Origin of the sequence: Bacillus sp. DWP3-1 (assembly GCF_049896565.1) — a bacterium.
Lineage (GTDB): Bacteria > Bacillota > Bacilli > Bacillales > Bacillaceae > Bacillus.
The window spans coordinates 97651-123227 of the sequence record NZ_JAFCUN010000003.1 but is presented as its reverse complement, the minus strand read 5'-3'; the positions used below and the strand labels follow the sequence as shown (position 1 = coordinate 123227).

At 43.0% G+C, this 25577-nt stretch carries 26 protein-coding genes and 1 tRNA gene; 6 read left to right on the top strand and 21 right to left on the bottom strand.

The genetic code is table 11. The features are described from left to right. Positions 1–64: 64 nt before the first annotated feature. Positions 65–748 (bottom strand): CpsD/CapB family tyrosine-protein kinase, encoded by a 684-nt coding sequence (locus tag ACP7A0_RS08275; RefSeq protein WP_034660048.1) that lies wholly within the window; start codon positions 746–748, stop codon positions 65–67. Continuing rightward, positions 738–1469: a YveK family protein gene (locus ACP7A0_RS08270; protein WP_034660050.1), complete on the bottom strand. Its 732-nt coding sequence runs from the start codon at positions 1467–1469 to the stop codon at positions 738–740. Before ACP7A0_RS08270 ends, ACP7A0_RS08275 begins: the two co-directional genes overlap by 11 nt. Positions 1470–1727: 258 nt before the next feature. Between ACP7A0_RS08270 and slrR the strand changes: the two genes are divergently transcribed. After that, on the top strand, positions 1728–2198 hold the full coding sequence (gene slrR / locus ACP7A0_RS08265) for an HTH-type transcriptional regulator SlrR (RefSeq protein ID WP_034660051.1): 471 nt from the start codon (positions 1728–1730) through the stop codon (positions 2196–2198). A gap of 88 nt (positions 2199–2286) precedes the next feature. Here slrR and ACP7A0_RS08260 read toward each other — a convergent pair whose 3' ends face one another. The 4 genes from ACP7A0_RS08260 to ACP7A0_RS08245 all read right to left on the bottom strand — a co-directional run bounded on the left by ACP7A0_RS08260 (position 2287) and on the right by ACP7A0_RS08245 (position 5600). Next, complete coding sequence (locus ACP7A0_RS08260; protein WP_034660052.1) at positions 2287–2511, bottom strand: phage holin; 225 nt, start codon at positions 2509–2511, stop codon at positions 2287–2289. 139 nt (positions 2512–2650) lie between these two features. Beyond that, positions 2651–3556, bottom strand: a complete 906-nt coding sequence (locus ACP7A0_RS08255; protein WP_060597722.1) for an iron-hydroxamate ABC transporter substrate-binding protein — start codon at positions 3554–3556, stop codon at positions 2651–2653. Positions 3557–3573: 17 nt separating this feature from the next. Further along, on the bottom strand, positions 3574–4575 hold the full coding sequence (locus ACP7A0_RS08250) for a FecCD family ABC transporter permease (RefSeq protein WP_060597343.1): 1002 nt from the start codon (positions 4573–4575) through the stop codon (positions 3574–3576). After that, positions 4572–5600 (bottom strand): FecCD family ABC transporter permease, encoded by a 1029-nt coding sequence (locus ACP7A0_RS08245; RefSeq protein ID WP_181185428.1) that lies wholly within the window; start codon positions 5598–5600, stop codon positions 4572–4574. The genes ACP7A0_RS08250 and ACP7A0_RS08245 overlap by 4 nt, the downstream gene beginning before the upstream one ends. Positions 5601–5922: 322 nt before the next feature. On the opposite strand from ACP7A0_RS08245, the gene ACP7A0_RS08240 reads away from it, so the two are divergent. Continuing rightward, positions 5923–7332: a polysaccharide deacetylase family protein gene (locus ACP7A0_RS08240; RefSeq protein ID WP_106039056.1), complete on the top strand. Its 1410-nt coding sequence runs from the start codon at positions 5923–5925 to the stop codon at positions 7330–7332. Between the two features lie 15 nt (positions 7333–7347). On the opposite strand, the gene abc-f is transcribed toward ACP7A0_RS08240, so the two are convergent. The 9 genes from abc-f to ACP7A0_RS08195 form a co-directional block, all read right to left on the bottom strand. Next, entirely contained in the window at positions 7348–8907 is a 1560-nt protein-coding gene (gene abc-f / locus ACP7A0_RS08235) for a ribosomal protection-like ABC-F family protein (RefSeq protein WP_426004972.1), read from the bottom strand. Between the two features lie 334 nt (positions 8908–9241). Further along, positions 9242–10012, bottom strand: a complete 771-nt coding sequence (locus ACP7A0_RS08230; RefSeq protein ID WP_106039055.1) for an ABC transporter ATP-binding protein — start codon at positions 10010–10012, stop codon at positions 9242–9244. Further along, positions 10006–10824, bottom strand: a complete 819-nt coding sequence (locus tag ACP7A0_RS08225; RefSeq protein ID WP_106030528.1) for an ABC transporter ATP-binding protein — start codon at positions 10822–10824, stop codon at positions 10006–10008. Before ACP7A0_RS08225 ends, ACP7A0_RS08230 begins: the two co-directional genes overlap by 7 nt. Beyond that, the gene (opp1C, locus tag ACP7A0_RS08220) at positions 10787–11674 is read right to left on the bottom strand and encodes a nickel/cobalt ABC transporter permease (protein ID WP_066031726.1); all 888 of its coding nucleotides are present in this window, start codon (positions 11672–11674) and stop codon (positions 10787–10789) included. Before opp1C ends, ACP7A0_RS08225 begins: the two co-directional genes overlap by 38 nt. A gap of 5 nt (positions 11675–11679) precedes the next feature. Then, entirely contained in the window at positions 11680–12609 is a 930-nt protein-coding gene (opp1B, locus tag ACP7A0_RS08215) for a nickel/cobalt ABC transporter permease (RefSeq protein WP_034660061.1), read from the bottom strand. Between the two features lie 15 nt (positions 12610–12624). Then, positions 12625–14256: a nickel ABC transporter substrate-binding protein gene (gene nikA, locus ACP7A0_RS08210; protein WP_066030337.1), complete on the bottom strand. Its 1632-nt coding sequence runs from the start codon at positions 14254–14256 to the stop codon at positions 12625–12627. 122 nt (positions 14257–14378) lie between these two features. After that, positions 14379–15548 carry a macrolide family glycosyltransferase gene (locus ACP7A0_RS08205; protein WP_066030336.1) on the bottom strand — a complete coding sequence of 390 codons (1170 nt, stop codon included), beginning with the start codon at positions 15546–15548 and terminating at the stop codon, positions 14379–14381. 168 nt (positions 15549–15716) lie between these two features. Continuing rightward, a complete protein-coding gene (locus ACP7A0_RS08200) occupies positions 15717–16607 on the bottom strand; it encodes an ABC transporter substrate-binding protein (protein ID WP_426004970.1) in 891 nt (296 codons plus the stop codon). A 372-nt stretch (positions 16608–16979) separates the two neighbouring features. Next, a tRNA-Arg gene (locus tag ACP7A0_RS08195) sits at positions 16980–17055 on the bottom strand. Positions 17056–17307: 252 nt separating this feature from the next. Here ACP7A0_RS08195 and clpP point away from each other — a divergent pair. Then, on the top strand, positions 17308–17904 hold the full coding sequence (clpP, locus tag ACP7A0_RS08190; protein ID WP_034660066.1) for an ATP-dependent Clp endopeptidase proteolytic subunit ClpP: 597 nt from the start codon (positions 17308–17310) through the stop codon (positions 17902–17904). A gap of 59 nt (positions 17905–17963) precedes the next feature. On the opposite strand, the gene ACP7A0_RS08185 is transcribed toward clpP, so the two are convergent. Further along, positions 17964–18542, bottom strand: coding sequence for a TIGR00730 family Rossman fold protein (locus ACP7A0_RS08185; RefSeq protein ID WP_034660067.1), 579 nt, complete (start codon positions 18540–18542; stop codon positions 17964–17966). Positions 18543–18678: 136 nt separating this feature from the next. Here ACP7A0_RS08185 and ACP7A0_RS08180 point away from each other — a divergent pair, with 136 nt between their 5' ends. After that, on the top strand, positions 18679–19020 hold the full coding sequence (locus tag ACP7A0_RS08180) for a MazG nucleotide pyrophosphohydrolase domain-containing protein (RefSeq protein ID WP_034660068.1): 342 nt from the start codon (positions 18679–18681) through the stop codon (positions 19018–19020). A 28-nt stretch (positions 19021–19048) separates the two neighbouring features. Here the strand turns inward: ACP7A0_RS08180 and ACP7A0_RS08175 are convergent, their stop codons facing one another. Continuing rightward, on the bottom strand, positions 19049–20671 hold the full coding sequence (locus tag ACP7A0_RS08175; protein WP_375566383.1) for a SulP family inorganic anion transporter: 1623 nt from the start codon (positions 20669–20671) through the stop codon (positions 19049–19051). Between the two features lie 37 nt (positions 20672–20708). Continuing rightward, positions 20709–21290, bottom strand: a complete 582-nt coding sequence (locus ACP7A0_RS08170) for a beta-class carbonic anhydrase (RefSeq protein ID WP_034660712.1) — start codon at positions 21288–21290, stop codon at positions 20709–20711. Positions 21291–21843: 553 nt separating this feature from the next. Between ACP7A0_RS08170 and ACP7A0_RS08165 the strand changes: the two genes are divergently transcribed. Then, positions 21844–22821: a 2-hydroxyacid dehydrogenase gene (locus tag ACP7A0_RS08165; RefSeq protein WP_060597351.1), complete on the top strand. Its 978-nt coding sequence runs from the start codon at positions 21844–21846 to the stop codon at positions 22819–22821. Positions 22822–23005: 184 nt separating this feature from the next. Next, positions 23006–23494: a ribonuclease gene (locus ACP7A0_RS08160; RefSeq protein WP_034660072.1), complete on the top strand. Its 489-nt coding sequence runs from the start codon at positions 23006–23008 to the stop codon at positions 23492–23494. Positions 23495–23545: 51 nt separating this feature from the next. Here the strand turns inward: ACP7A0_RS08160 and ACP7A0_RS08155 are convergent, their stop codons facing one another. Genes ACP7A0_RS08155 through whiA form a run of 3 tightly spaced genes read right to left on the bottom strand, consistent with a single transcriptional unit; the run spans position 23546 to position 25563 of the window. Next, the gene (locus ACP7A0_RS08155) at positions 23546–24289 is read right to left on the bottom strand and encodes an arylamine N-acetyltransferase family protein (RefSeq protein ID WP_034660073.1); all 744 of its coding nucleotides are present in this window, start codon (positions 24287–24289) and stop codon (positions 23546–23548) included. A gap of 39 nt (positions 24290–24328) precedes the next feature. Next, entirely contained in the window at positions 24329–24586 is a 258-nt protein-coding gene (locus ACP7A0_RS08150) for an HPr family phosphocarrier protein (RefSeq protein WP_034660075.1), read from the bottom strand. 26 nt (positions 24587–24612) lie between these two features. Further along, positions 24613–25563: a DNA-binding protein WhiA gene (gene whiA / locus ACP7A0_RS08145; RefSeq protein ID WP_034660076.1), complete on the bottom strand. Its 951-nt coding sequence runs from the start codon at positions 25561–25563 to the stop codon at positions 24613–24615. Positions 25564–25577 lie beyond the last annotated feature (14 nt).

The window sequence follows — 25577 nt, the reverse complement described above, 5'->3', positions numbered from 1 at the left end:
ATGCCCACAGCAGGATCGAGTGCCTCCATTGTTAAAGATTAGGAGACATCACCTATCAATCTTGTTAATACATATACAGCCTTCCCTTTTTCTCTTTCTTGCCATTTAGCATAGCCCCAAGCAGTTTACCTGTTGTTCCTTCTAACACTTCTTTTGATTTCTTCACAGCCGCTATCTTTGTTTTGCCGCTTAAGACAACAAGAATGCTCCCATCGGTCCGGTTCGCCAGGATCTTTGCATCGGCCACTGGCAGAAGCGGCGCGGAATCAACAATCACCATGTCATATTGCTGTTCAATTTCATAAAACAGCTGCTTCATGACAGAAGAGGAGAGCAGCTCAGCTGGATTCGGCGGAATGGTTCCGCTCGGAAGCAGCTCTAAATGCTCAATGGGTGTAGGCAAAATAGCTTCCTCCAAGCTGCAATTATTTAATAGTACATTGGTCAAACCCGTGTGATGACTCAGGTCAAAATATTCATGAACAGACGGCTTTCGCAAATCAGCATCCATCAGCAGCACCCGCTTTTTCTGCTGTGCAAAAACAGCTGCTAGGTTTGCAGCCGTAAATGATTTCCCTTCCTTCGGCAAGGAGGATGTCACCAATATGGATTTCAGCCTTGTTTGGATTGATGTGAATTCGATGTTAGTTCGGATTGTACGGAATTGTTCTGCAATGACAGAGTGAGGATTTAATACAGAAATACAGGATAAATCTCTCTTTTCTCTTTTCTTCCTCTTAAAGATCAATGTTCTGTCCTCCCGTTATGACGGACTGCTTGTCTTTTTTTGCCCTCCTGTCTGCCTGCATCTGATAGACACTTCCGAGCGACGGCAATCCGATCTCTTCTCTTATTTGATGTGTTCGTTTTACAGTATCATCGAGTAAATTCATTAAGAAAATGAGTGTCATCCCCCCTAATAAAGAGGCACCTAGTGCCAGAACGATATGAACGAATTTTCTTGAATTCATGAGAATCGTATTGGACAGCTTGGCTTCAGACAAAACATTAATGCGATCCATATTCATGGTTTTTTTGATTTCTTCTTGCAGCACCTCTGTTGCGGTATTCGCAATGGCGACTGCCTTTGCGCGATCCTCATCTTGTACAGAAATATTGATGACCTCAGACTCATTTTCTGTACTTGTGGCAATTTTGTGTTTTAATCCTTCAGCTGATTCTGTGAGGTTGAGTGTTTCTTTTACTTTTTCAATGACGATCGGACTTTTTAATAAAACTTGAAAGGTACGTGTATATTGAAGGTTCATCTGAATATCGTTTAAGTTTGCTTGTGCGTCATTGCTGCGTTTATGAACAAGAATTTGAGTGGTTGCCTGATATACAGGAGTCGAGACATAGAACTGATAGTAGGCTGAAGTGCCCGTTACGATCAGGACAATCAGGATCAGAAGGGCCATTTTCTCTTTAATGACAGAAAACAGCTGCTTAAAACCTATATTCTCATTCATAGATACCTCCCGATTTCATCATAAAAAGGTTATATATGGTTTCTTTTTGTTAATGATTGGATTATAAAAGATAATACCCGCAAAGAAAAATGTCATAATAGGTCTTATAGTTCTTTTTAAAGAACGAAATCGTTCGTTTTCTTTTGTTTACTTCCTGTTTCTTACGTTTTTGAATTTTATAAAGAACAATTTATTTCTTATAATGAACGAAAAGGTCGCAGTACGATTCGCCAGGGAGAAGGGAGATCATTGATAAGAATGATAGGAAAGGTGATACGCATTTACCGAAAGAGGAAAGGATACTCCATTCAGCAGCTGGCTGAAGATGCCCATGTCTCTAAGTCGTATTTGAGTAAAATTGAGCGTGGTGTCCACAGAAATCCATCTGTCCAGTTTTTAAAAAAGGTATCCTCTTCACTAGAAATTGATTTACAAGAGCTGTTTGATGCAGAGACGATGATGTTTCATTACTCTGAGGGTGGTGAACACGAATGGCGGGAGCATATCGTCAATGCCGTCCAATCCGGCATGCCGAAAGAAGAACTCTATCAGCTGCTCCAAACGTACCGAAAGGAGCAGGAAGAAAAGACGTTACATGTCACTCATAGAAAGCTGACGGATTCGAATATATCAGAGTGGAAGCGTCTGATGAGTGAGGCGAAAGCTATCGGCTTAAGCATTGAGGAAGTAAAAGCATTCCTCGCCAACATGGGAGAACGACGGGCGTAAGCCTTTCAGGAAGAGTCAAATTGCGGGGAGAGGCGTTTGACGCTTCGCTGAAAAAGAGCCTTTTATCATGAAAAGGCTCTTTTTTCTCTTATTCTTCTTTTTTTGTTCGTGCTTTTTTCGTTATATCATTGTTTTTCCAATAGGCCCATAGTGATGTAATCCCAAGAAAGGCTAACGTGATAAATTGCTGAATACCTTCTTCATCAATAGGAATTGGGCTTTTTCCCGCAGCGGTTAGAGCACTGTTGACAAGCGCGAGCAAAAGCAGCACAAGCCTTGCGATTGTACCTGCACTAATTTTTTGAACCTTCAACTGTATCCCCTCCCTTTCTTCCCCTTCACGGGCGGTACTGCTCGTTCTCTCTCATATGTATGCAAAAACCGAATGAATAGAAGACCAGATCAAAAAAAGAGACATCCTTCCCATATAAGGAATGATGCCTGATTTCATTTTATTTTGATGTAGAAAACATCTCTTTTGCTTCATCCAATGCCATTTTATTGCCTAGTGCTGAGTAATCGAGCCATGGCTGATCGGCAATCGGATAGACTTGATTTTTCTTCACGGCTTTTAGACCCTTCCAAATCGGAGTCTTTTCTAATTGCTTGAATGCCTGCTGCGCTTTATCATCACGATTCACGACGACAAAGATAGCATCTGCATCATAGTCAGGAAGAACCTCTTGAGAAATCACTTCAAATGGCCGCTTGCTGTCCAGTTTCTTCACACCATCGACAGGTGTCAGACCTAAATCCTCGTATAAAATAGGACCCATTGGGCGCTTCATGCTAAATACTCGAAGCTCCTTTGCCGTCACACGGATCGCCATTACTTTCCCGTTTCCAATCTTTTGTTTGATGAGCGATTTGACTTCTTTTGCTTCTTGATTGTAATCCTGAATATATTGATCGGCTTCTTTTTCTTTATTGACGAGCTTGCCGATTTTTTTCAAATGATCACGCCAAGTGCCGTCATTTAAATTAAACACTTCCGTTTTGGCGATTTTCTTATATTTCGATAAGTCTTGTCCAGCTAGTTCTTCATCGACATAAATGACATCTGGTTGTAATGCAAGCAGTGACTCCATATCGGGATCGGCTGCGATGCCCAGCTTCTTCGTACCACTCAGCTGCTTTTTCGCATGTGGAAGGAAATCTTTTAAGTCCCCTCCTACAACAGAGCCTGCCGGCTTGATACCGAGTGCTAATAAGTCATTGGTTAAATGGATAGACAAGGAAGCAATTTTCGGTGTTCCATGATCATTTTGAGTTGTTGTATTCTTTGTTTCCTGTTGACCACAAGCGGCAAGCATAATGAAACAGAGCGTTAAACCAAGCACAAGTAATTTTTTCATGATGAGTTCCTCTTTCACGTTTATTTCGTTTTTGTTAATAAATAGAGAAAATAAGGTGCGCCAATAAAAGCCACAACCACACCCGCTGGTATGGCATTTGGGGCAAAGATGGAACGTCCTATTGTATCGGCACTGACCAAAATCAACAAGCCAAGCAGCGCACTAACCGGTAAAAAATACTGATGGAGTGAGCCGACAAGCCGCCTTGCCAAATGCGGGGCGACAAGTCCAATAAAACCAATACCGCCTGTCATCGAAACACTTGCACTCGCCAAACCAACAGCTAAGGTCAGCAAAAGGAGACGCTGACGCTGGACACGTACACCTACACTTGAGGCGACAGCATCTCCTAATGTCAATGCATTGAGCGTGTTTGACTGCATCAGCGTAAGCGGCACAAGGCATACAATCCAAGGCAGAAGCGCTAACACATGAATCCAGTCTCTCCCCCAGACATTGCCGACAAGCCATCTTGAAGCAAATGTGTAAGTATCTTCATCCAGCTTCAATGACAAATATAACGTCAAAGCACTGAATCCCGCCGCAACCGCAATTCCTACTAGGATCAGCCGGATGGGAACAAGCCCTTCCTGCCGGTTATACGCCAGAAGCACGATGACCGCTGCCGCAAGAAGCCCTCCCCCAAATGTAAAGAGCGGAATAAGAAGAGATGGATTGCCTTCTAGTGCATGGAAATACGTCACAAACACGATTAAGCCAAATGCTGCTCCTGCATTCAGTCCAATAATTCCTGGATCGGCCAGCGGGTTACGAGATAAGCTCTGCAAAATGCCGCCCGCAATGCCAAGACCAATTCCCGCCAGCATCGTCACCACGATTCGAGGCAGACGATAGTCAAACAGCACCGTTTCACTTTGAAAATCCCCAAAGCCGAATAACGTTTTGACGACCACAAGAGGACTTAGTTTCAGCGTGCCGGTATTTAAGCTATACAGCACAACAGCCGCAGTCAAACAAAGCAAAACGACTGTCACGACAAGAGCCCGCTGTTTCTCTCTCATGACAGGTTCCTCCCTTCTTTTCTGGCAATATATAAGAAGAAAGGAACACCGACAAGTGCCACCATCACGCCAATGGCAAGCTCTCGGGGCGGATTAACGGTGCGGCTGGCAAGGTCAGCAAAGACTAGCAGCACCGAGCCTAATATCGCCGACATCGGAATGACAAAACGATAGTTTACACCAACCAGCTTTCTTGCGATATGCGGGATGACAAGACCGACAAACCCAATCGATCCGACTGCTGATACAGAAACCCCTGCTAATAATACGGCAGCTGCCATTCCTAGTATTCGCACTTGTCGTGTTTTCACCCCTAAATTTGCCGCTACATCTTCACCGAGCGACAGCAGCGACAGTGAACGCCCTAATAGCATCGCCCATACGATCACTATCAGAATGACTGGGGCAAGAATCGTCAGCTGCGGCCATTTCACACCAGCCACACCGCCTGCATACCAAAACGCAAGGTCCTGACTCAAGTCAAAATAAATCGCGATCCCAGAGCTAAGCGCATGAAGCAATGCAGCCACAACGGCTCCTGCTACAGTTAAGCGCAGCGGTGTCAAAACTCCACCAGCCGCCCCAATCGCAAAGATCAGCAGCGTACTAAGCACTGCACCAATAAAGGAAAAAAACATAAGTGCCGAATAAGGCATTTCTGGGAAAAAGGCAAAACAGAGAGCGACCACAAACATCGCACCGCCATTAATGCCCAGAATCCCCGCATCTGCCAGCGGGTTTCTTGTGATGCCCTGCATGAGCGCACCTGCTACGGCAAATGCCGCTCCAACAAGAGCTGCTCCTAAAACACGAGGAAGTCTTAATTCATGGATGATCTGCTGCTCTGTGACATCTGACTGATAGTCAAATACAGCTGTCCAAACCGTTTGCAGAGACAATGTTTTGGCACCATATGACACAGCCAAAAACATGGCAGCCGCCAAACCAATGACGGCGAGAAAAAATATCAAAAAGAACAGAATATGTGATGATCGTTTTTGTTGAGGTGTTCGCTTATCCTGCAAAATCGGTGTCATCCTTTTCTTCATTAAAAGTCAGTTTGAAAATGAGAATCATAATCATCAAAATTATAGCCGTCTGCCTCTGAAAAATCAATGTACACCCTATTTTTTAATTAATGAAGGTATGTGCGTGGCAGCAAAATGAGGTGTCTTTTGCTCGTTTGGAATGGCCTATCATTTTTTCTCATAGTTTAATAGGAAAATAGTTGACATTCCGCCTGAACATCCTCTAAAATTACAAAAGTAAGTCAAATGTTATAAAAATATTACAAACAGATGTCAAACTGATAAAGAATGGCCCGTCATGAGAGGAGATTTGAACGTTGTGTCATTAAAGGGAAAATGGAGTATCAGCCTATTTGCACTTGCGATCATCATTGGAGTCGTTGCTTTCTTTCAAAATCAACAAGCAAGCGGTACAGAGAAGAAAAATGTAAAGCAGGATACGAACTATAAAAATGTCGAAATCGTTACTCTCGTAAATGACGGGAAATTTATGAGATATGCAGTCAACTATCCTCTTTTTCATCAAAAACAGCTAGATGACAAGATTCAAAGCTACGCCAATTCAGCATTAGAGCATTTCAAAAAGACGTTTAGTGAAGCCAAGGACATCGATGAAAACAAACGCTTTGAACTGAATATTGATTATGATATGGTGCATTATGCGAAGCAGTCTGCTGCTATTCGCTTTACGACTTATACCTATACAGGTCAGCAAAATGGGACCACCAATCATCTCACGATCAACTATGATTTTCAGAAAAAAACCTTTCTTGACACAAAAGATTTATTTCTGCCTAAAACCAACTTTTTGAAGAAATTATCCTACATTACATATTCAGAGCTTCAAAAGGACAAAACCTTATCTAAGGATCAGACTCTCCTTCAGAAAGGAACAGCCCCTACTGCTCAAAACTTCAGTCAATTTGCCTTGAAAGAGAAATATGTAGAATTTTATTTCCCAGCATCTCAAGTAGCCGACAAGGATCTTGGTACGCAAACACTCGCGATTAAAAAGACGCTGCTGAAAGATATATTAAAGCCAGAATATATGAATAAAACCAATAACCAAAATGAAATGAAAGAACCAAATCCGAAAAGAAAAGCCGTCAAGCTGCCGCAAAAATCAAAGCTTGACCCAAATAAAAAAGCCATCGCCCTCACATTTGATGATGGTCCGAACCCAGCGACAACATCAAAAATTTTAGATGCATTAAAGGCAAATAAAGGACATGCGACCTTTTTCGTATTAGGCAGCAGGGTGCAGTATTATCCTAGTATGCTTGCAGATATTCTAAAAGGCGGAAATGAAATCGGAAACCATTCTTACAGTCATCCTTTATTAACAAGACTGCCTTTAAAGGAGGCGGTGAAACAAGTGAAGGACACCCAGCAGTTGATTGAGAAAGCGAGCGGGTATACACCTACGCACTTTAGACCGCCATATGGTGGAACAAATCAAGACATCAATCAAGCGGTTGGGATGAAGGTCTCTTTATGGGATGTTGATCCAGAGGATTGGAAAATTCGCAACAGTCAGCAGATCACAAACCATGTTCTCTCACATGCAGCAGATGGCAGAACAGTGTTAATGCACGATATTTATGACAGCTCAGCTCAAGCAGCAGTGAAGATCATCCATGAGCTCACCAAACAAGGCTATCAGCTGGTCACAGTAAGTGAACTTGAACAATTAACAAAAGAACGGCATGAACAAGCCCCTGTGCAGTAAACACAGGGGTTTTCTTTATGACTCCAAAGACTTCTTTTGTTTCAATAATGCTTGAAATGTCTCTTCCAGCTCCTGAGACGGCTCAATACTTAAACGGCTGAGCACTTCAGACAGCTGCATATCAATTAAAAGAAGCTCCTCTTCTCTTTGTGTAACAGCTGGTTTGTCGTCCTTTTGTTTATACGCTTCATATGTGCCGTCAAATGCTTCAATACGCTTTTCATGAACATGGAAAATGCGAGTGGCCACCTCCTCAATCAGTCTGCGATCGTGGGAAACAAACACAACGGTACCTGGGTAATCCTTCAATAGACCTTCAAGCGCTTCAACTGCCGACAGATCTAGAAAGTTTGTCGGTTCATCCAGCATGAGGACATTGGCATCACTGACAAGCAAGGACGCAAGCATGGTCTTCACCCGTTCTCCCCCGCTTAACACCCTAACAGGTTTATGCACCTCATCCCCTCGAAATCCCAGTCTCGCTAAAACCGTTCGTACCACTGTCTCATCTTGAACAGCCTCTTTCAGCGCATTTTGTAAAATCGATTCATCTACCTTCAATCCTGAAAGATCCTGACGAAAATAGCCGAGCTTGACAGCTTCTGAGCGAGACACTCCGGGATGCCCATTCACCAGCATTCGGAGAAATGTCGTTTTCCCGCTCCCATTCTTGCCGATAATGGCGACTTTGTCCCCGCCTCTCACTTCCACATTTGCCTGCTTCCAAAGCAATTGATCGCCCGCCTTGCCATCTACATTTTTCACTCGCAAAATAGTACGGCTCGCTACTTCCTTCATTGTATGCTGAGTCATTTGAATGGGCTGAATGTCTTTTACTTTCTCAACCTTTTCTAATTTCTCCATCCTTGTCTCAATGGATTTGGCTGTTTTTTGCAGCTTTTTTTGCTTATTTGCATAGTAGGGCTTTGCAATTTTTGGCCCTGAGGATTTCAGCTTTTGGGATGGCTTTGTTGCTTTGTCGGCTTTTTTCTTTTTCTTTTCAAGCGCATGCTCTAACTGTTTTTTCTTTTGTGTATAAGCTTCGTACGCTTCCACCTGCTGACGATGCGCCAGCTCTTTTTGCTGTGCAAATTGCGAGTAGTTGCCTTTGTATTGATTAAGCCGTCCATGATCCAGCTCCCAAATCTCCGTACATACCGCATCTAAAAAAGCACGATCATGTGAAACGACAATGAGGGCCCCTTGATAATGATGCAGCTTCTCTTCCAGCCACTCAATGTGCTCTGTATCTAAATGAGTCGTCGGTTCATCTGCTAATAAAAGGGCAGAAGGACGGTTTAACGCGCTTTCAATATAAGTCTGGGTCATCTCACCACCGCTCTGTGTGCCATCTGCTTGTTTCAGCTGAGGAAGCAGTGTGCAGGTCGTTGTGGCAGCAAACGTGCCACTGTCTGGTTTCTCTTGCCCAGCCAGCACATGCAATAAAGTCGTTTTCCCGCTGCCATTTGTCCCCACAAGGCCGATGCGGTCATCTTGATGGATGGCAAGCTCCTCAATATCAAATAACAATCGATCTTTTCGAAAAATCTTTAACTGATTGGCTTTTACTAACATCCAACCCTCTCCTTTCGTATCAGGAGACATGAAAAAGCCTCCCATTCTCAGAATAGGAGGCAAAATGGTGTACAAAAATAAGCAGATCAATCCAGGATGACGTGCCGCGTTCCTATCTGAACACACACATCCCCCGTATCAATCACCTCATTCTTTGATTCCCAAGCTGTACCATCCTATTCCGAAGCTAAAAAATGAAAACGCAGCAAACATGGCAAACCAATCGTTTGCTCACTGCCTTCGTTTTTTCATTTTGCTTACAGGTCATAGGATTAGTACTTCATTGCATTGGGTCACCCTTCCGTCGTTTGTTACGTATACGATAAAAGATTGGTTATTTTTTGTCAAGCTGAAATGGCATAAGTGAGTCCATTAATTTCAGCGTAAATGGATGGACCGCATCAAGCAGTTCATCCTTTTTGCATTCTTCCACTATGCTTCCTTCATGTAAAAAAAGGAGACGATCACATAGATACACCGCCGCTTCTATATCATGAGTAATCATAAGGATGGTCATGTCTAGCTCTTGTTTTAATGTCTCGAGCAGCTCCAATATTTGCACCTGAACAGAGACATCCAGTGAGCTCAGAACTTCGTCTAGTATGAGAATGGCTGGATGCGTTGATATGGCTCGTGCGATGCACACTCGCTGGAGCTGACCGCCGCTTAGCTGATGTGCATATTGATACAGCAAAGAAGAGGGTAGTCTGACTTGTTCAAGCAACGATAAAACCTTCTGATCCACATTTTTTTCCTGCTTTAACAATCGCATAGGCTCAGCAACGATTTCTTTCACCGTAAAGGAGGGGTGAACAGAAGATCGATAATCCTGAAAGACAACACTCATTTTTCCTCGGTTCATCTTTCGCCATGTGTCAGCTGGCTTTCCATCAATCTGTACCTTGCCGCCATCTATTTTTTCTAAACCGAGCAGAATTCTTGCCAATGTACTTTTGCCGCTGCCGCTCTCACCGACTAACCCGGCACATTGTCCTTTTTCGATTTCAAACGAGACGTTTGATATGCGTGGTTTTGACTGCATTTGTCGAGAGAAGAAACCTTTCTTCTCTCCATGTTTGATGAGGCTATCAGCTGTAATCAACATGGAAATGCCCTCACTCTCTGCTGCTGCCGCAGTGCTTCAAGAGGCGCAGATAATCGGCGCCTCGTCTCAAGTAAATGCTTCGTTTGGGGATGCTCAGGCGATGTGAATACCTTATCAGCTGGGCGATGCTCAAGCATCTCGCCTTGATGCACCACCAACACCTCGTCAGCGATCGCCTGAACGACGCCTAAATCATGCGAAATGATGATCAAGGCCGCGCCTGTTTCTTCTTTCAGCCTCTGTAATTGCCTGATGACTTCACGCCGATTATATGCATCAAGCGACGCCGTTGGCTCATCGGCAATGATCACATCAGGAGAAAGCATCATCGTGATCGCAATCATCACTCGCTGAAGCATACCGCCAGATAATTCATAAGGATATTGCTTCAACAATTCATTTGGATTTTTTAAATGAACACGCTCAAGTCCTGCGATGGCATGTGCTTTCCCTTCTTTTCCTTGTAAGCCCAAATGACGCTGGAACGTTTCCATCATTTGATGACCAATGGTTTCGATGGGATTGAACGCATTCATCGCATCTTGTGAGATGAAGCCAATTCGTTTGCCTCGCCACTGCTCAGCTGTCTGAGTTGTCAATGTTTCGCCGTCAAACATGATCGCTCCCTCCACTTCTAGCGAAGAAGGAATCAAGCCAATTAACGCTTTTGCGACGGTTGATTTTCCGCTTCCACTTTCTCCAATAACAGCTAAACAACGTTGTTGCTGTAGGGAGAACGTTATGTTCGCCACTAAATCCTTTTGCTGCACTGGATCATGTACGGACAGATTTTTTACGTCGATGAAAGGCAAATGGTCTCCCTCCCTTTTGATTGTTGTGATGCATGGCAGGGGTCGTGGCCTGCTGAAGGCTGTCTCCTAAAAAGTTCAGCGCCATGACCACAAATAAGATGGCAAGTCCAGGCGCAAGCATATGGGCTGGATGTGTCACCATGACATTCTTCGCTTCGTTGAGCATCATCCCCCATTCCGGTGTAGGTGCGCTCACGCCTAACCCAAGAAAAGACAGAGCAGATATATTTAAGATGACCCAGCCCGCATCAAGTGTCGCAAAGACAGCAATTTCTCCTGAAATGCGAGGAAATAAATGCTTCCTCAGTATGTAAAATGGGGAGCCGCCAGACACTTTTACATACTGAACAGAAGGTTCATTCGCATACTGCAGAACGGACGAACGAATCATTCTTGTATACCAGGCCCATTTCGCTAGGACATTCGCCAAAATAATATTGAATAATCCAGGCCCCAGTATCCCCACAACAGCTAGAATCATTACTTCTGCTGGGAAGGAGAGCATGACATCACACAGTCTCATCAACACGCCATCCACTTTTCCTCGGAAGAAGCCCGCCATGAGTCCAAGTGTGCTGCCAATGAGCATCGTGATACACATCGTCAGCATGGCCGCAAGCATCGTAGTCCGAATGCCATATAAAAGCCGTGACAATACGCATCTCCCGAGCTGATCCGTTCCGAGCGGATAAGTCAGGCTGATGCCGGCATATTTTTGAAGAATGTTCGTTTCTGTTGGATCATGTGGTGCTAACACTGGTGCAAGCAGTCCTGCTAAAGCGACAAGTACTAACAGCCAGATAGAAACAACCGCCATACGGTCTTTTCTTAATTGATGCCATCCTATCATCATTCTCAGACCTCCTTTCGCAACTGCGGATTCATGGTCATTTGCACAACATCAGCCATGAGGTTACACACAACAAAAAGGAACCCCATCACAAATAAATAGGCTTGAATCATAGGGAAATCGGCATGAAAAATAGCTGTTACACACAACCGGCCAACCCCTGGCCAAGCAAAAAGATTTTCAATAATAACTGTGCCAGCAATGAGTTTTGGGATAGACATGCCAAGTGCTGTCACAGCTAATTGAAGTGCATGTCTCATCACTTTCAGTTGAACAGCCCGTTCCTTTAAACCGCGAGCTCTTGCATAAAAAACAAATGGCTCGTGCTGAAATTTCAGGATTTGATTGCGGATCAGTCTCACATAGGTTGATAAGTACCCAAGTGATAGTGTGACAGCTGGTAGAAGAATTGATTTGAATCCTTCCATTCCACTCGTATTGACCCAATTGAATTTGACAGAAAAAAGCCAAATAAACAAAATCCCTAACCAAAAACTAGGCATTGAAGCAGCGATAAACACAAAGGCTCTCAGTACTCGGTCCACCCATGTATGAGCAGCATATGCACAGATCACTCCGAATAACAAACTCAATACAATGATGAAAAAGAGCGCTGCTCCCGCAAGCTGCAATGTGGCAGGCAGCGCCTCCATGATGAGATCAAAAACTGGCTCTTGTGTAACATAACTCCTGCCAAAATCACCTGTTAATCCATCTTTAAGCCATGTGGCATATCGTATAAGAAATGGCTGATCTAAGCCTAGCTCCTGCCGCATCGATTCAATCATGTCTTCTGTTGGAGTGACTTGATTCACCCGCAAAGCGACCTCAGCTGGATCACTTGCCCGCATCGTCAGCAGGACAAAAGCAAAGAAGGTGATGAAGATCATGAGTGGGAAAAGCAGTAATATTCGTTTTAAGAGATAGCGTGTCATCTTTCTGCCTCCGCTTTATGAAGAAAAATACATACGGTCAAAGGGAATTTCATACTGTGACACATGAAAACCTATGCCTTTCAGGCGCTTATTATAAACAGCCTTTGTCACAGAATAAGAAATTGGGATGTAGACATTTTCATTATGGATATACGTCAAGATGTCTCGATACATTTGTTTCCGCTTTTGCTCATCTGGTTCTACCAATACTTTCGTAATCGTCTCGTCCAGCCACTTTTTCTTCTTCAATCCTAACTGGGCTTGATAATCAGCATGCGATGCTACGCGGAACGAAGAAACATAGGTTTGTGGATCATAAGGAAGTCCCCACGATAGCGAGTACATCAGATCGAATTTCCCTGTTTTTTGGCGATCTAAAAACGCCTGTTTTTCTTCTCCTCTAATATCCAGCTTGATCCCCACTTGCTTGAAATCTTGTTGAATGGATTCACTTATCGTTCTTTCACCTGCATTATCGGAATTATAGTAAATGGCGACACTCAGCCTTTTGCCATTTTGATAGCGGTAGCCGTCTTCTTTCAGCTTCCAGCCTGCCTCATCCAGTAATGCCTCTGCTTTCTCTTTTTGATAGGTTTTCTTTTTCAGCGGGATATCTGCGTAAGGAACGGACGGGGCAAGCAGCGTATGTGCCACCTGTTCCGTTCCATTTAAAATGCCTTTTGTGATCATCTCTTTTTGAATGGCATATTGAAACGCTTCTCTGACTTTCGGATCTTTTGTCATTGGCTGGTTTGAATTGATGACGATCGATCTTGAACCAACAGGAGGACTCACGGTCACACCGTATTGACCTGCTTCCTTTAAAGCCTGGAATGAGTCTCCGTCGATCATGTCGCCATCTGCTCCAAATAAGAGATCAATCTCTCCTTTTTGCAGGGCAAGTAAAATCGTTTGGTGATCCGGCATGACTTTCCACTTTACTGTTGAAATATTTGGCTTTTTCCCCCAGTAGTGGTCATTCGCTTTAAAAACGGCAAATTGATTTTTTTTATGTTCCTTTAGCACATAAGGACCTGTGCCTGCATAGCTTTGAACTCCTTTTGCTGTCGTTCCATCAATGAAGCTTTTTGGAGAAATAAAACGGAAGGGGCGTGTTAAGCCCAGTTCTTCTAACGTAGGGTAATAAGGCTCCTTTAACGTAAGAACAAATGTATCGTCATCCACCGCCTTTGTGGATTTGATTTCGGATACGAGATTAAGCCAAGCGTTCTTTTCAATATTTTTGACGACAGCGTCCATGTTCATTTTCACTGCCTTTGCATTAAAAGGCTCGCCATCTGAAAAAGTCACGCCTTTTCGAAGGTGAAAGGTGTAGGTCCTTCCATCTTTTGAAATATCCCAGCTCTTCGCTAAGGCAGGCTGAACGCCTTTCTCTGTATTGACGACAAGCGATTCAAACACCATATTTTGAGCGGCCATCTCTCCACCATATAAATGGGGATTGATGTCCCTTATATCTTTTGTACTTGCATACACCAGTTCATCTTCTTCTCTGTCATTCATGCTGGAAGATGCTTTATTATCAGAGCATGATGCCAATAAAAAACATGCCATGACTGAAAACAGCATCAAGGTGTATGTTACATAGGATTGCTTTTTCTTTATGTAAACAGGCTGATCACTCATATGTACTTCCCCCAAATTTATATTATCGTAATCATTACGATTATTAATCGAAATGATTACGAATTGAATAATATCATACAGAAATGGGGAATACAATCTCTTTTTTTATCAAAAAAACAGACTCACGATTGAGTCTGTTTCGTTTGCAACAATTGATCGATCACCCGCAATGCTTTTTCTGTTCCACCTGCTGTTTGGAAGCTTTCTTCAATTTTTTCAATCCCAGCACGGTACGTGTCACTTCCCAGAACAGATTCCACCGTTTCTCTTAGCTGCTTTGCTGTCAGCTGATCTTTATCAAGTGCACGGGCAGCAGATAGCTCTGTCAGTCTTTGTGCGACCATCGGCTGATCTTTGTCGACCGGAATGACGACCATCGGAACGTGATAATGAATGCCTTCATTGACACTGTTCATTCCGCCATGGGTCACAAACACATCTGTCAGCTCAAGCACTTCAAGCTGCGGTACATAAGGTTCTATCAGAAAATGAGAAGGCGCCTCTTTCAAGAGAGACCGATCCACTTTTTCACCTGTTGCGAGCACCACTTTTCCGTCAAAGTCGGCAAAGGCATCAATACACATATTAAAAAATGCTTCTGTATCCCCAAGTACGGTGCCCATCGAAATAAAGACGACTTTTTCTTGCTCAAGTGCTTCCAGCGGGAAATCATGCTGATCTGCCCTTTTTAGAAAGCTCGGTCCAATGAAAACAAACGAGTCGTTCACTGCATCGACAGACGGCTGGAAATATTCACTTGTATACACGATATTGAGCTCTCCGCGGTTTTTCATGAATTGCATCAAACGCGTTGGCTGAACGCCAAAACGCTCTTGTATGTTTTCTAACAGATGATCGGCTTTCTCATCCTTTCTGTATAGCGGTGTATCAAAATGCGCCTCTTGCAGCACAAAAGATGGGTTTGAGCCGATCCCTGGAATTTGTAAGTAATCTCGAACAAGCTCTCCTGCCCCAAACATATCAAAATAGACAAAATCAAATGAATGCTGCTGAGAAAGTGTTTCCACCACCTCTAAAATATCAAATGATGTTTGCAGCATGGCATGAAAGAACGGCTGCATGGAATCGAGATTTCCTTCATCCACATGTAATGTACGAATATAGTCTGGATGTTTATGTACGTGAGCTCCTAAGCGTTTGATTCGCTGCTCATAATGTACAGTTGTGACCGCATGTACTTCATCTCCTCGATCCGCCCATGCTTTGATGATCCCTAACATAGGGTTCACATGCCCTTCAGCTGGAAATGTAATCAATAAAATCTTCGCCACAAGAAATCCCTCCTCATTGTCAATTCTCTTCCATGTTAATCATATACAGCCAGCAGGCTCAACAAATACGCCTGTAAAGGGAAGAAATGAGTCTTATGACCAGTATTTTAAGAGATGACAAGAAGAAAAAAGACAAAGCCCCATGTTATGTGCTTTGTCTTTTTTCTATTATTTTTTGAGCAGCATTTGTTTAAACGCAGCAGACTGTTTTTCAATTGAGATTGGATCCGCATAGATAAATTCATTAATTGAATAGTACAGGACATGTCCTTGTTTCACTGCTTGATTTTTCTTCCATACACCGCTGTTTGTGATATCAAGATTCGGTGCTTTTCCATCCTTTGTGGGTACAAGTAAATAGTCACCTGTATACTGGTTCATCTCTTCTAATGAAATACCAAGATAGCCTTCTTTCGGAAGAGCTTTTTCTGCCTTTTCAGGCAAGCTGAACCCATAGCCTTGATAGATGACTTCCCCGCCGCGGCCAAAGTCTGTACCAAATAAGTATACTTGCTTTGGCTGCACGTCCATAATGGAGAACGTCTTGTCATCACCAATTTTTGCTTTGACCTCTTTGCCGTCTTTCTTCAGCTGCTCGTCCATTTCTTGTATTTGTTTTTTCGCTAACGCTTCTTTTCCAAGAATCTTTCCGATTTCAATATGCATCTCTTTGAAGCTGTGTTCACTTGTCGTAAACGTGATCGTTTTGGCAATCTTTTTATACTTTTCAATCTGTTCGTTTTGGGAATATGCAATGATCAAATCAGGCTTTAGCTTGGCAATCGCCTCCACATTTTCGCTCGGTACCCGCTTCACACCTGATTCATCTAAAAACGACGATTCTGGGTAAACATCTGTCATGCCAACAGGTGTCACACCTAACTTTTTAAAGTTTCCAAGCTGCGCTGTTAACACAACAACACGCTTCGGCTTGGCGGGAATGGTGATCTTTTCACCCGTTTCAGTTGTATATGTACGTATACTTGCTGCTTGCTCTTTATTCTCTTTCTGCCCGCATGCCACTAATAATAATGCCAGCAGACTGACCAGCCAAATCATTTTTTTCACTAGTGAAACCACCTTTAATTGAGAATGATTATTAATTATAGCATAAATGGCTAGTCATAAATGAAAAATTTTAAAAGTGAATAATATATATGTGTAAACGAAAAAACCCTCTCAAAGGAGAGGGTTTCAGCGTGTAGACAAACCCTCGCATTCGGTGTCAGTCCTGTGCGCCGATGCTCACGAATGTTAAATTCGCTCCGCTTCGGTGCTCGTCCTTCCTAGACTTCAAAGGTTTTCTATCACGCTGAAAAGAAGACAAAGGGCTAAAATAAAGATCATTTTAGCCCTTTGTCAACAATCTGAAAACCCTCTCAAAGGAGAGGGTTTCATTGGGCCTTTATCGATCGTGAACAAGATCAAGTACGCGCTCGGAGGGATTCGAACCCCCGGCAGACGTGGTACCGGAAACCACCGCTCTATCCAACTGAGCTACGAGCGCACGATATGTTTTTGAACGTCAGCATATCAAATTATAAGGGAAATGCTGCAAGAAAGCAATGATTAATCATCAGTCCTGAACATGTATTTTCTTCTTTTGGATACATAGACTAATATGATGGTTTGAAGTGGAATGAGTTTGGGGAAAATGGATAGGGGTATTTGAATTTAGGTCAGCGTTTTGTTTGACCTTTATTGACCAAAAATGTATCATTGAATTACATACTTACCTAAAAGGTGAAGGAGGAACATTATGAATTTAATACCTACAGTCATTGAGCAAACAAATCGTGGGGAAAGAGCTTACGACATTTATTCTCGTCTTTTAAAAGACCGTATTATCATGCTTGGTTCTGCGATCGATGACAATGTTGCCAACTCCATCGTGTCACAGCTGCTTTTCTTAGAAGCTGAAGATCCAGAAAAAGATATTTCTATCTACATTAACAGCCCTGGCGGTTCGATCACAGCTGGTATGGCCATTTACGATACGATGCAATTTATTAAACCAAAGGTATCAACCATTTGTATTGGTATGGCTGCATCTATGGGTGCGTTCCTGCTTGCTGCTGGTGAAAAAGGTAAGCGTTATGCCCTTCCAAACAGTGAAGTCATGATTCACCAACCACTAGGTGGTGCCCAAGGTCAAGCAACAGAAATTGAAATTGCGGCAAAACGAATCCTTTCTTTACGCGATAAACTGAACCAAGTACTTGCTGAACGTACTGGTCAGCCAATTGAAGTGATTGAGCGCGATACAGATCGTGACAACTTCAAAACAGCGGAAGAAGCACTTGAATACGGACTCATTGACAAAGTCTTGACCCGTAATTCAGAAGAACAAAAATAATATGACAAAACAAACCGTCTGCTCCTTGAACAGACGGTTTTTTGTGATTCAAAAACGCTTTAAGACAACTCTGTCCATTTCTGCTGAAGAGATGGTGTTTGATAAGAAGCCATCTGCGTGATTAATTCCTCCGGTTCGCTGGAAGCATGTAACAATTGAAGGTGTGATTCATTCGAAAAACCTTCCTGTACACTAAACTTCACCATGTCAATGAGCGGATTGAAATACTCATTCACTTGATACAAGCCGATTGGCTTTTGGTGGATGCCGATTTGTGCCCAGCATAGCACCTCAAATAATTCTTCATATGTACCAAAGCCGCCGGGCATCGCAATAAATCCATCAGCCAGCTCGCTCATTTTCGCTTTTCGTTCATGCATTCCTGTTACCTCGATTAATTCTGTCAGCTCTTGATGCACAACTTCTCCTCTAAAAAGCCCTTTAGGCATGACCCCAATCACTTGCCCGCCTTGTCTTAAAACCTCATCTGCAATGGCACCCATTAATCCAATTCGTGAACCGCCGTATACAAGACGGATGTCTTGCTCTGCCATATAAGTCCCCAGCTCTACAGCCTTTTGTTTGTAGACGTCCTTCACGCCTGGATTCGAACCAGCAAACACACAAATCGTTTTCATCAGAACAGCTCCATCTCTCTCTATGATTTCTTCTCCCACTCATTCTACTATAATTAATTGTAAAAAAACAGCCGATCCATCTATATATAGTGTAAAATCAAAAGGTAAACACCATATAAGGAGATGTATAAAGAAAATGCAAACAACGGAGATGGAGAAGTGGATCAAGGATTTTTATGAAATGAGAAATTGGACAAAATACGGGCCGTTTATCCGGTTAGGCTTCCTCATGGAAGAAACGGGAGAACTCGCTCGTGCTGTTAGAGCAATAGAGATCGGACGTGACCGGCCTGATGAGCAAAGACAAAAATCATCCGAGTTGAAGAAAGAACTCGTTGAAGAAATGGGTGATGTGTTAGCGAATCTACTTATTTTAGCCAATCTCTATGATGTCACAGTAGAAGAGGTCTTCTCCTCTCATCAACAGAAACTCACAAAGCGTTTTTCAGAAGAAATAGAGCAAGTGAAAAGCACGTGACCACATTGTCACGTGCTTTTTTTCCACCTTATAACTGCTGTGGCGAGATATCATCTGTTCGTTCAAAGAAATGCTGCTTTCCAATATGATGAAAAAGACCCGTTCGACGCAAAAGCTCTTTCGGCTGCGATTGAAGTCCGACAATCATCAGCTTTCCATTATGATGCTTTAAACGATTGGAGATATTCATCAGAACCGCTTCTGCTGATGTGTCCATATAATTGACTTTATTCATGAGCAGAATGAGCGTTTTCGGCTTTGTCTGAACATGGTCCAAAATCGAATTTTCCAATGAATCTGTTGTTCCGAAAAACAGCGGCCCTTCAATGGAGTACATACTGATACCTCGCTGGTCTGTCTGTTTTTCTAAAGCAGCTGCCGTTTCCATTTGGGGAACCGCAACATTAGTATGAATGCTGGTCGTCTGGCTCATTTTTTTGATAAAAGCGATAAATGCTAAAATGAGACCTGCGGTGACGCCAATAATCAAATCACCGATGACCGTCAGCAGGAAGGTCACAACAAGTACAAGTGAATCCGCATTTTTCACTTTTACAATATTGATAAACTCTTTTTTCTCACTCATATTCCAAGCAACAAACATTAAAATCGGTGCCATCGCAGCAAGTGGAATCATCGACGCATATGGCGCAAACAGCATTAAGATGAGCAGCACGACGACGCCATGCACAACACCAGAAATCGGGCTTGCTCCACCATTTTTGATGTTTGTTGCCGTACGGGCAATCGCCCCAGTCGCCGGAATTCCTCCGAACAGCGGTGCCGCCATATTGGCGATCCCTTGTCCGACAAGCTCCTTATTGCTGTCATGCTTTGAGCCTTTCATATTATCAGCAACCATAGCTGACAAGATTGACTCCACTCCGCCTAAAAGCGCAATGACAATAGCTGGAGGCAGGAGGTATATCATTTTTTCAATCGTTAATTCAGGAAAAGCGAAGCTTGGCAGCTGACGAGGAATTTCCCCATATGCCGAGCCGATCGTTTCAACTTGTCCTTGGAAAAAGAGAACAGCTAGAAACGTTGAAGCCAATAGACCTAATAGAGCACCAGGTATTTTGGGAATGTATTTTTGAGCCGCCACAATCACGATGAGCCCAATAGCGGCTGTGATGATGGCAAGACTGTTTGCGGTACCGAGATGGACCACAATTTCTCTCATATTGAGGAAAAAGCTTTCATGCTTTTCAACACCCTTTAATCCGAGGAAGTTGGCAATCTGCCCTGAAAAAATAATGACAGCAATGCCAGCAGTAAAGCCGATGATAACCGGACGAGGAATAAATTTCATGATCTTCCCTAGTTTGAATATTCCGAATAATATAAGCATACAGCCTGCCATAAAACCGGCTATGAGTAAGTTTTCGATACCATACTGGCTGACGATACCAAATAAAATCGGAACAAACGCCCCAGTCGGCCCGCCGATCTGATACTTTGAACCACCAAACAATGAAATCAAAATGCCGGCAACGATGACTGTGTATAATCCATATTCTGGTCCGACACCAGATGCAATGGCAAAAGCCATGCCTAAAGGAATTGCCACAACGCCCACGACAAGCCCAGCGATTAAATCGCGTCTAAACTTTGATGAATCATATCCTTCAAATCTTCCATAAAAACGCATGGTATGTGTTGGCCTCCTTCAAGTATGTGTAGATGATTTAGGTATACTGCGCGTCAATCTGTTTATCTTTCACAACAACATCCAGCTTTCCCGTTGCTGGATGAATGACTAGTCCATGAACAGCCACATCACTTGGCATCAATGGATGCTCTTTGACCAATTTCACACTTTGGGACACGCTCTCTTCAACCGAATCAAAGCCTGTCAGCCACCCCTTTAAATCAACTCCTGAGTTTTTCACAATGCTCAAACATTTCTCTTCAATGCCGCGTGCTTTCGCCTTTTCAAGTAAAGGATCTGCCGCAAGACCTGCCATTCCGCATTCATGATGTCCTACAATGCATACCTCTTCTGCCTTTAGCTCATAGATGGCTAGTAGAATACTCCTCATCACACTGCCGAACGGATGAGTTACAATGGCGCCCGCATTTTTAATGATCTTGGCATCACCGTTGCGCAGCCCCATGGATTGCGGCAATAATTCCAAAAGACGTGTATCCATACAAGTTAATATGACCAGTTTCTTTTCGGGAAATTTCCCCGCTTTGTAAGGCTCATAATGTCTCTCTTGTACGAACTCTGAATTGTGCTGAAGAATCTGTTCTAATTTTGATCCCATCTTGCCATCTCCCATCTTTTTATAAGTCACGTAAGTCCCTGCCTGTCCCCCTTTTCTTTCGTGTGTTCTCAAGCATAGAGAAGAAAAATGATAGAAAAAAAAGAAAAAAATGAGAAAACGATGAGAAAAAAAGTCATCATTCCCTCTATTTTCCGCTTCAACGTAAGGGAGACGCGGTCTTCCTTTCAATCTATCGTTCTCAGATCGCCAAAAGACGATGAAATGGTTTAGTAGAAAACGACCTTCCCGTTTAATACGTTTCAAATATAATCATTTTTCTATCAAAAAATCTCGATCTATTTTCCAGTTTGTCAGATAATCTCTCAGAAAATCAGGCTTTTTCATATGTCACATCTCCCATTAGCTGACTCTTATCGATGTAAAAAATGGATCAGATGGCATATGAATATACTTTTTCACTAAGAAAATGTCTCTCTTTTCCGTTATTTTAGTATATTAAATATTGAGCAGATAACCTTCAAACGTGTTCAGCCGAAATGGTTGCTTTATAATAAAAGGAGTAAGATGATCATGTGAAAGGAGCGAGTTGACAGTGAAACCACACATTTTTGTCGCCAAACCATTACCTGCTTCATTTGAGGAAATACTAAAGGAACATTGTACATACGAGGTGTGGCAATCCAAAGACCCCATTCCAAAAGATACTTTATTTCAAAAACTGCAGCATGCTGATGGTCTTTTAACGTCTGGAACGAAAATCGATCAAGAGCTATTAGATCACGCACCAAAACTCAAAGTAGTGAGCAATAACTCTGTTGGCTATGACAATTTCGATATAGAATTGATGAGGCAAAGAGGCGTAATTGGTACACACACGCCTCATACACTCGATCATACTGTTGCTGACCTTGCATTTTCACTCATTCTTTCCTCTGCGCGAAGAATTGCCGAACTTGATCGTTTTATCCGCGAGGGGAAATGGACGAAATTTGTACAGGAAGAAGATATCTTTGGCATCGATGTCCATCATCAAACGCTTGGCATTATTGGCATGGGACGAATCGGAGAGCAAGTAGCCAAACGAGCCGCACATGGTTTTGATATGAACGTCCTGTATCATAACCGCAGCCGGAATGAAAAGGCTGAATCAGCATATGGCGCTTTATATTGCACACTTGATGACCTGCTAAAGCAAGCCGATATCATTGTGTTGATTACACCGCTGACCAATGAAACGTATCATATGATTGGAGAACGGGAATTGAAGTTAATGAAGCAAACGGCTTTATTTGTAAACATCTCACGCGGGAAAACAGTGGATGAAAAAAGCCTCATTCAAGCGCTTCAGGAGGGATGGATCAAAGGCGCAGGTCTTGATGTGTTTGAGCAGGAACCGCTTCAGGAGAATCACCCTTTCAAAGAAATGAACAATGTCACCCTTGCTCCTCACATCGGTTCTGCTACTGAAACAACACGGGATCTTATGCTGAAACGAGCCATTCATAATGTGATTCATGGAATTGATGGCAAAGCCCCTGTTGATATTGTGAAGGAGCTTGCTTCATCTTAATCGGAAAAGACGCAGGATTCGGAGCTGCGTCTTTTTATTTATTTCATCAGAAGGTTATCAGGAAAAAAGCCTCATTTTAGCAAAGAACCTGTTTCTTTACATTTCCTTCATGTTCGGGTGCTATAATATGAGGTAGACAAGCATCAAGAGGACAGCATCCGATTTCCTTAATAGGAGGATGAAGATGAAAAAAATCAGTTCGGTTTTTACTATGTTTGCTCTGATCGCTGCTATTCTGTTTTCTGGTTTTATTCCGCAGCAAGCCTATGCCGAAACACCTCTTACACAGACCGCCACAAATGAAACAGCTACTATTCAACTTACATCAGATGTTCATACCCTTGCCGTCATTAATACGTTTGATGGTGTAGCAGATTATTTAATTCGCTACAAACGACTGCCTGATAACTACATCACAAAATCACAAGCAAGTGCTCTTGGATGGGTGGCTTCAAAGGGAAATCTAGCAGAGGTTGCCCCAGGTAAAAGCATCGGTGGAGATGTTTTCTCTAACCGGGAGGGACGTCTTCCTTCAGCAAGCGGCCGAACATGGCGTGAGGCAGATATCAACTACGTCTCTGGCTTCCGAAATGCTGACCGCCTCGTGTATTCAAGTGACTGGCTCATTTACAAAACAACAGACCATTATGCAACTTTCACACGTATTCGATAATCAATCAAAAAAACAGCCCCATTTGACCTAGGGCTGTTTTTTTGATGCTGCTTACGGCAAAAGAGTTTTCACGTATTCCTCAAAAGGCAGTGGCAGCGGTTTTTTCGACACTTCTTCATGTTCATGTGTGGTGACATGATCCTCGGTGACGACTACACGTCCTGTTGGTGTGAGCTTTGACGCAAGCGGTCTTTTGTTAAAAGGAGAGGCTTCATTTTCATAAATCTCATGTCTCATTTGGACCAAAGTAGGCTCGCTCACCTCTTCCAATGTGAAAGCATAGCCTGTTTCAGCGCCTTCCCCCTTATCTAATTGGAGCAGATGCGTTCCTTTTTCGGTTTCCTCTTCTTTGACTCGAAACCGAATAGACGCTCCTTCCACCCATTCTTCTGTAAAAGGTACAGGCTGAAGAGGTAAATTCACACCAAATCCCGCATCAATAAGGAAGCGTTCGTTGTGATGGTTCAACGTCATGGCTACGTGCGTGCCATCAATTGCCCATGTGCACGCTTCTTTGTTATACACGGTCCCTTGAACGAGCTGTACAGCAAGCCCTGCCTCTTTTAACACATAATATAAGAGAGGATTGAGATCGTAGCAAAGACCTCCTCTTTCTCCTTCAAGAAGATGCTGCTTCAACCCCTCTTGATTCAAGGCATAGGATTGTTTGTTCAGCACAGATCTATTTTCAAATGGAAAGGTGTAGGCCATCTTTTTTAATAATACAGGCAGGTCATCAAAGGTGATGGACTGGCCTTCGTATCCGATCTTCTGTAAAAATGCTGATTGCATCATATTCATTCCCTTCTAAAAAAACTGAGTCTGTGAAGAGACTCAGTTTTCTTGATTGATAAAATCCGTTAACGCATCAATGGCTTCTTGTTCATCCGCACCATCTGCTATCAGTGTGACAGTGACCCCAGAGCTGATCGCAAGGCTCATGAGACCCATAATGCTCTTCGCATTGACTTTTTTTCCGTCCTTCTCTAGAAAAATTTCAGCCCCAAAGCGATTGGCTTCTTGTACGAACAAAGCAGCGGGACGTGCCTGCAAGCCTGTTTTTAACTGGATGGTGACCGTTTTTTCCACCATATGATCTGCCTCCCTTTTTCATTCTCCTATTTGAGTGTAACAGCTTGTCCGTTTCGTAATTGTTCTGCAATTTGATCTAGCTTTCTTAAGCGGTGGTTAATGCCTGATTTGCTGATCTTGCCGCTTTCCACCATTTCTCCCAGTTCCTTTAGCGTGACCTCTTGATAGTCGACTCGCAGTTTTGCAATTTCACGCAGCTTATCCGGCAGGGCATCAAGTCCAATTTTTTCATCAATGAATTGAATGTTCTCGACCTGGCGCAGTGATGCACCAATCGTTTTATTCAAGTTTGCTGTTTCACAATTGACGAGCCGGTTCACGGAATTTCGCATATCACGGACGATCCGAACGTCTTCGAAGCGAAGAAGTGAATTATGCGCACCTACAACGCTTAAGAATTCGGTAATTTTTTCGGCTTCTTTCATATACGTGATGTATCCTTTTTTACGCTCAAGTGTTTTACTGTTGAGTTGAAATTGATTCATCAGCTCACAAAGGGCATCATTGTGTTCTTTATATAGTGAAAAAATCTCAAGGTGATAGGAAGACGTTTCTGGATTATTCACAGAACCGCCTGCTAAAAAAGCACCTCTCATATAGGAGCGCTTGCAGCATCTTTTCTTTACAAGCTCTTCTGAAATATTGCGCTCAAATACAAATTGCTCACCTAATATTTTCAAATCCTCTAAAATGGTTTTCGCTCGTTCTACCAGTCTGACAATATACACATTATTCTTTTTTAATCTCATTTTCTTACGAACGAGCAGCTCGACTGTGACATCATATTTCTTTTTCAGCAGCGTATAAATCCGTCTTGCGATGGCTGCGTTCTCTGTCTGTATATCTAGAATTAATTTTCGATTAGAGAAAGATAATGAACCGTTCATACGGATGAGGGCAGAAAGCTCTGCTTTTGTGCAGCAGTCCTTCACGTCCAGATTAGTCAGCTCTTTTTTTGTTTCGGATGCAAATGACATCCTTGCCACCCCCA

Excerpts from the sequence above, each read along its gene's own strand:
- ACP7A0_RS08270 (WP_034660050.1), bottom strand. The coding sequence starts at position 1,469 with ATGAATGAGAATATAGGTTTTAAGCAGCTGTTTTCTGTCATTAAAGAG.
- slrR (WP_034660051.1), top strand. The coding sequence starts at position 1,728 with ATGATAGGAAAGGTGATACGCATTTACCGAAAGAGGAAAGGATACTCC.
- ACP7A0_RS08250 (WP_060597343.1), bottom strand. The coding sequence starts at position 4,575 with ATGAGAGAGAAACAGCGGGCTCTTGTCGTGACAGTCGTTTTGCTTTGT.
- abc-f (WP_426004972.1), bottom strand. The coding sequence starts at position 8,907 with ATGTTAGTAAAAGCCAATCAGTTAAAGATTTTTCGAAAAGATCGATTG.
- ACP7A0_RS08230 (WP_106039055.1), bottom strand. The coding sequence starts at position 10,012 with ATGTTGATTACAGCTGATAGCCTCATCAAACATGGAGAGAAGAAAGGT.
- opp1C (WP_066031726.1), bottom strand. The coding sequence starts at position 11,674 with ATGATAGGATGGCATCAATTAAGAAAAGACCGTATGGCGGTTGTTTCT.
- opp1B (WP_034660061.1), bottom strand. The coding sequence starts at position 12,609 with ATGACACGCTATCTCTTAAAACGAATATTACTGCTTTTCCCACTCATG.
- nikA (WP_066030337.1), bottom strand. The coding sequence starts at position 14,256 with ATGAGTGATCAGCCTGTTTACATAAAGAAAAAGCAATCCTATGTAACA.
- ACP7A0_RS08200 (WP_426004970.1), bottom strand. The coding sequence starts at position 16,607 with ATGATTTGGCTGGTCAGTCTGCTGGCATTATTATTAGTGGCATGCGGG.
- clpP (WP_034660066.1), top strand. The coding sequence starts at position 17,308 with ATGAATTTAATACCTACAGTCATTGAGCAAACAAATCGTGGGGAAAGA.
- ACP7A0_RS08185 (WP_034660067.1), bottom strand. The coding sequence starts at position 18,542 with ATGAAAACGATTTGTGTGTTTGCTGGTTCGAATCCAGGCGTGAAGGAC.
- ACP7A0_RS08180 (WP_034660068.1), top strand. The coding sequence starts at position 18,679 with ATGCAAACAACGGAGATGGAGAAGTGGATCAAGGATTTTTATGAAATG.
- ACP7A0_RS08175 (WP_375566383.1), bottom strand. The coding sequence starts at position 20,671 with ATGCGTTTTTATGGAAGATTTGAAGGATATGATTCATCAAAGTTTAGA.
- ACP7A0_RS08170 (WP_034660712.1), bottom strand. The coding sequence starts at position 21,290 with ATGGGATCAAAATTAGAACAGATTCTTCAGCACAATTCAGAGTTCGTA.
- ACP7A0_RS08160 (WP_034660072.1), top strand. The coding sequence starts at position 23,006 with ATGAAAAAAATCAGTTCGGTTTTTACTATGTTTGCTCTGATCGCTGCT.
- ACP7A0_RS08155 (WP_034660073.1), bottom strand. The coding sequence starts at position 24,289 with ATGATGCAATCAGCATTTTTACAGAAGATCGGATACGAAGGCCAGTCC.
- ACP7A0_RS08150 (WP_034660075.1), bottom strand. The coding sequence starts at position 24,586 with ATGGTGGAAAAAACGGTCACCATCCAGTTAAAAACAGGCTTGCAGGCA.
- whiA (WP_034660076.1), bottom strand. The coding sequence starts at position 25,563 with ATGTCATTTGCATCCGAAACAAAAAAAGAGCTGACTAATCTGGACGTG.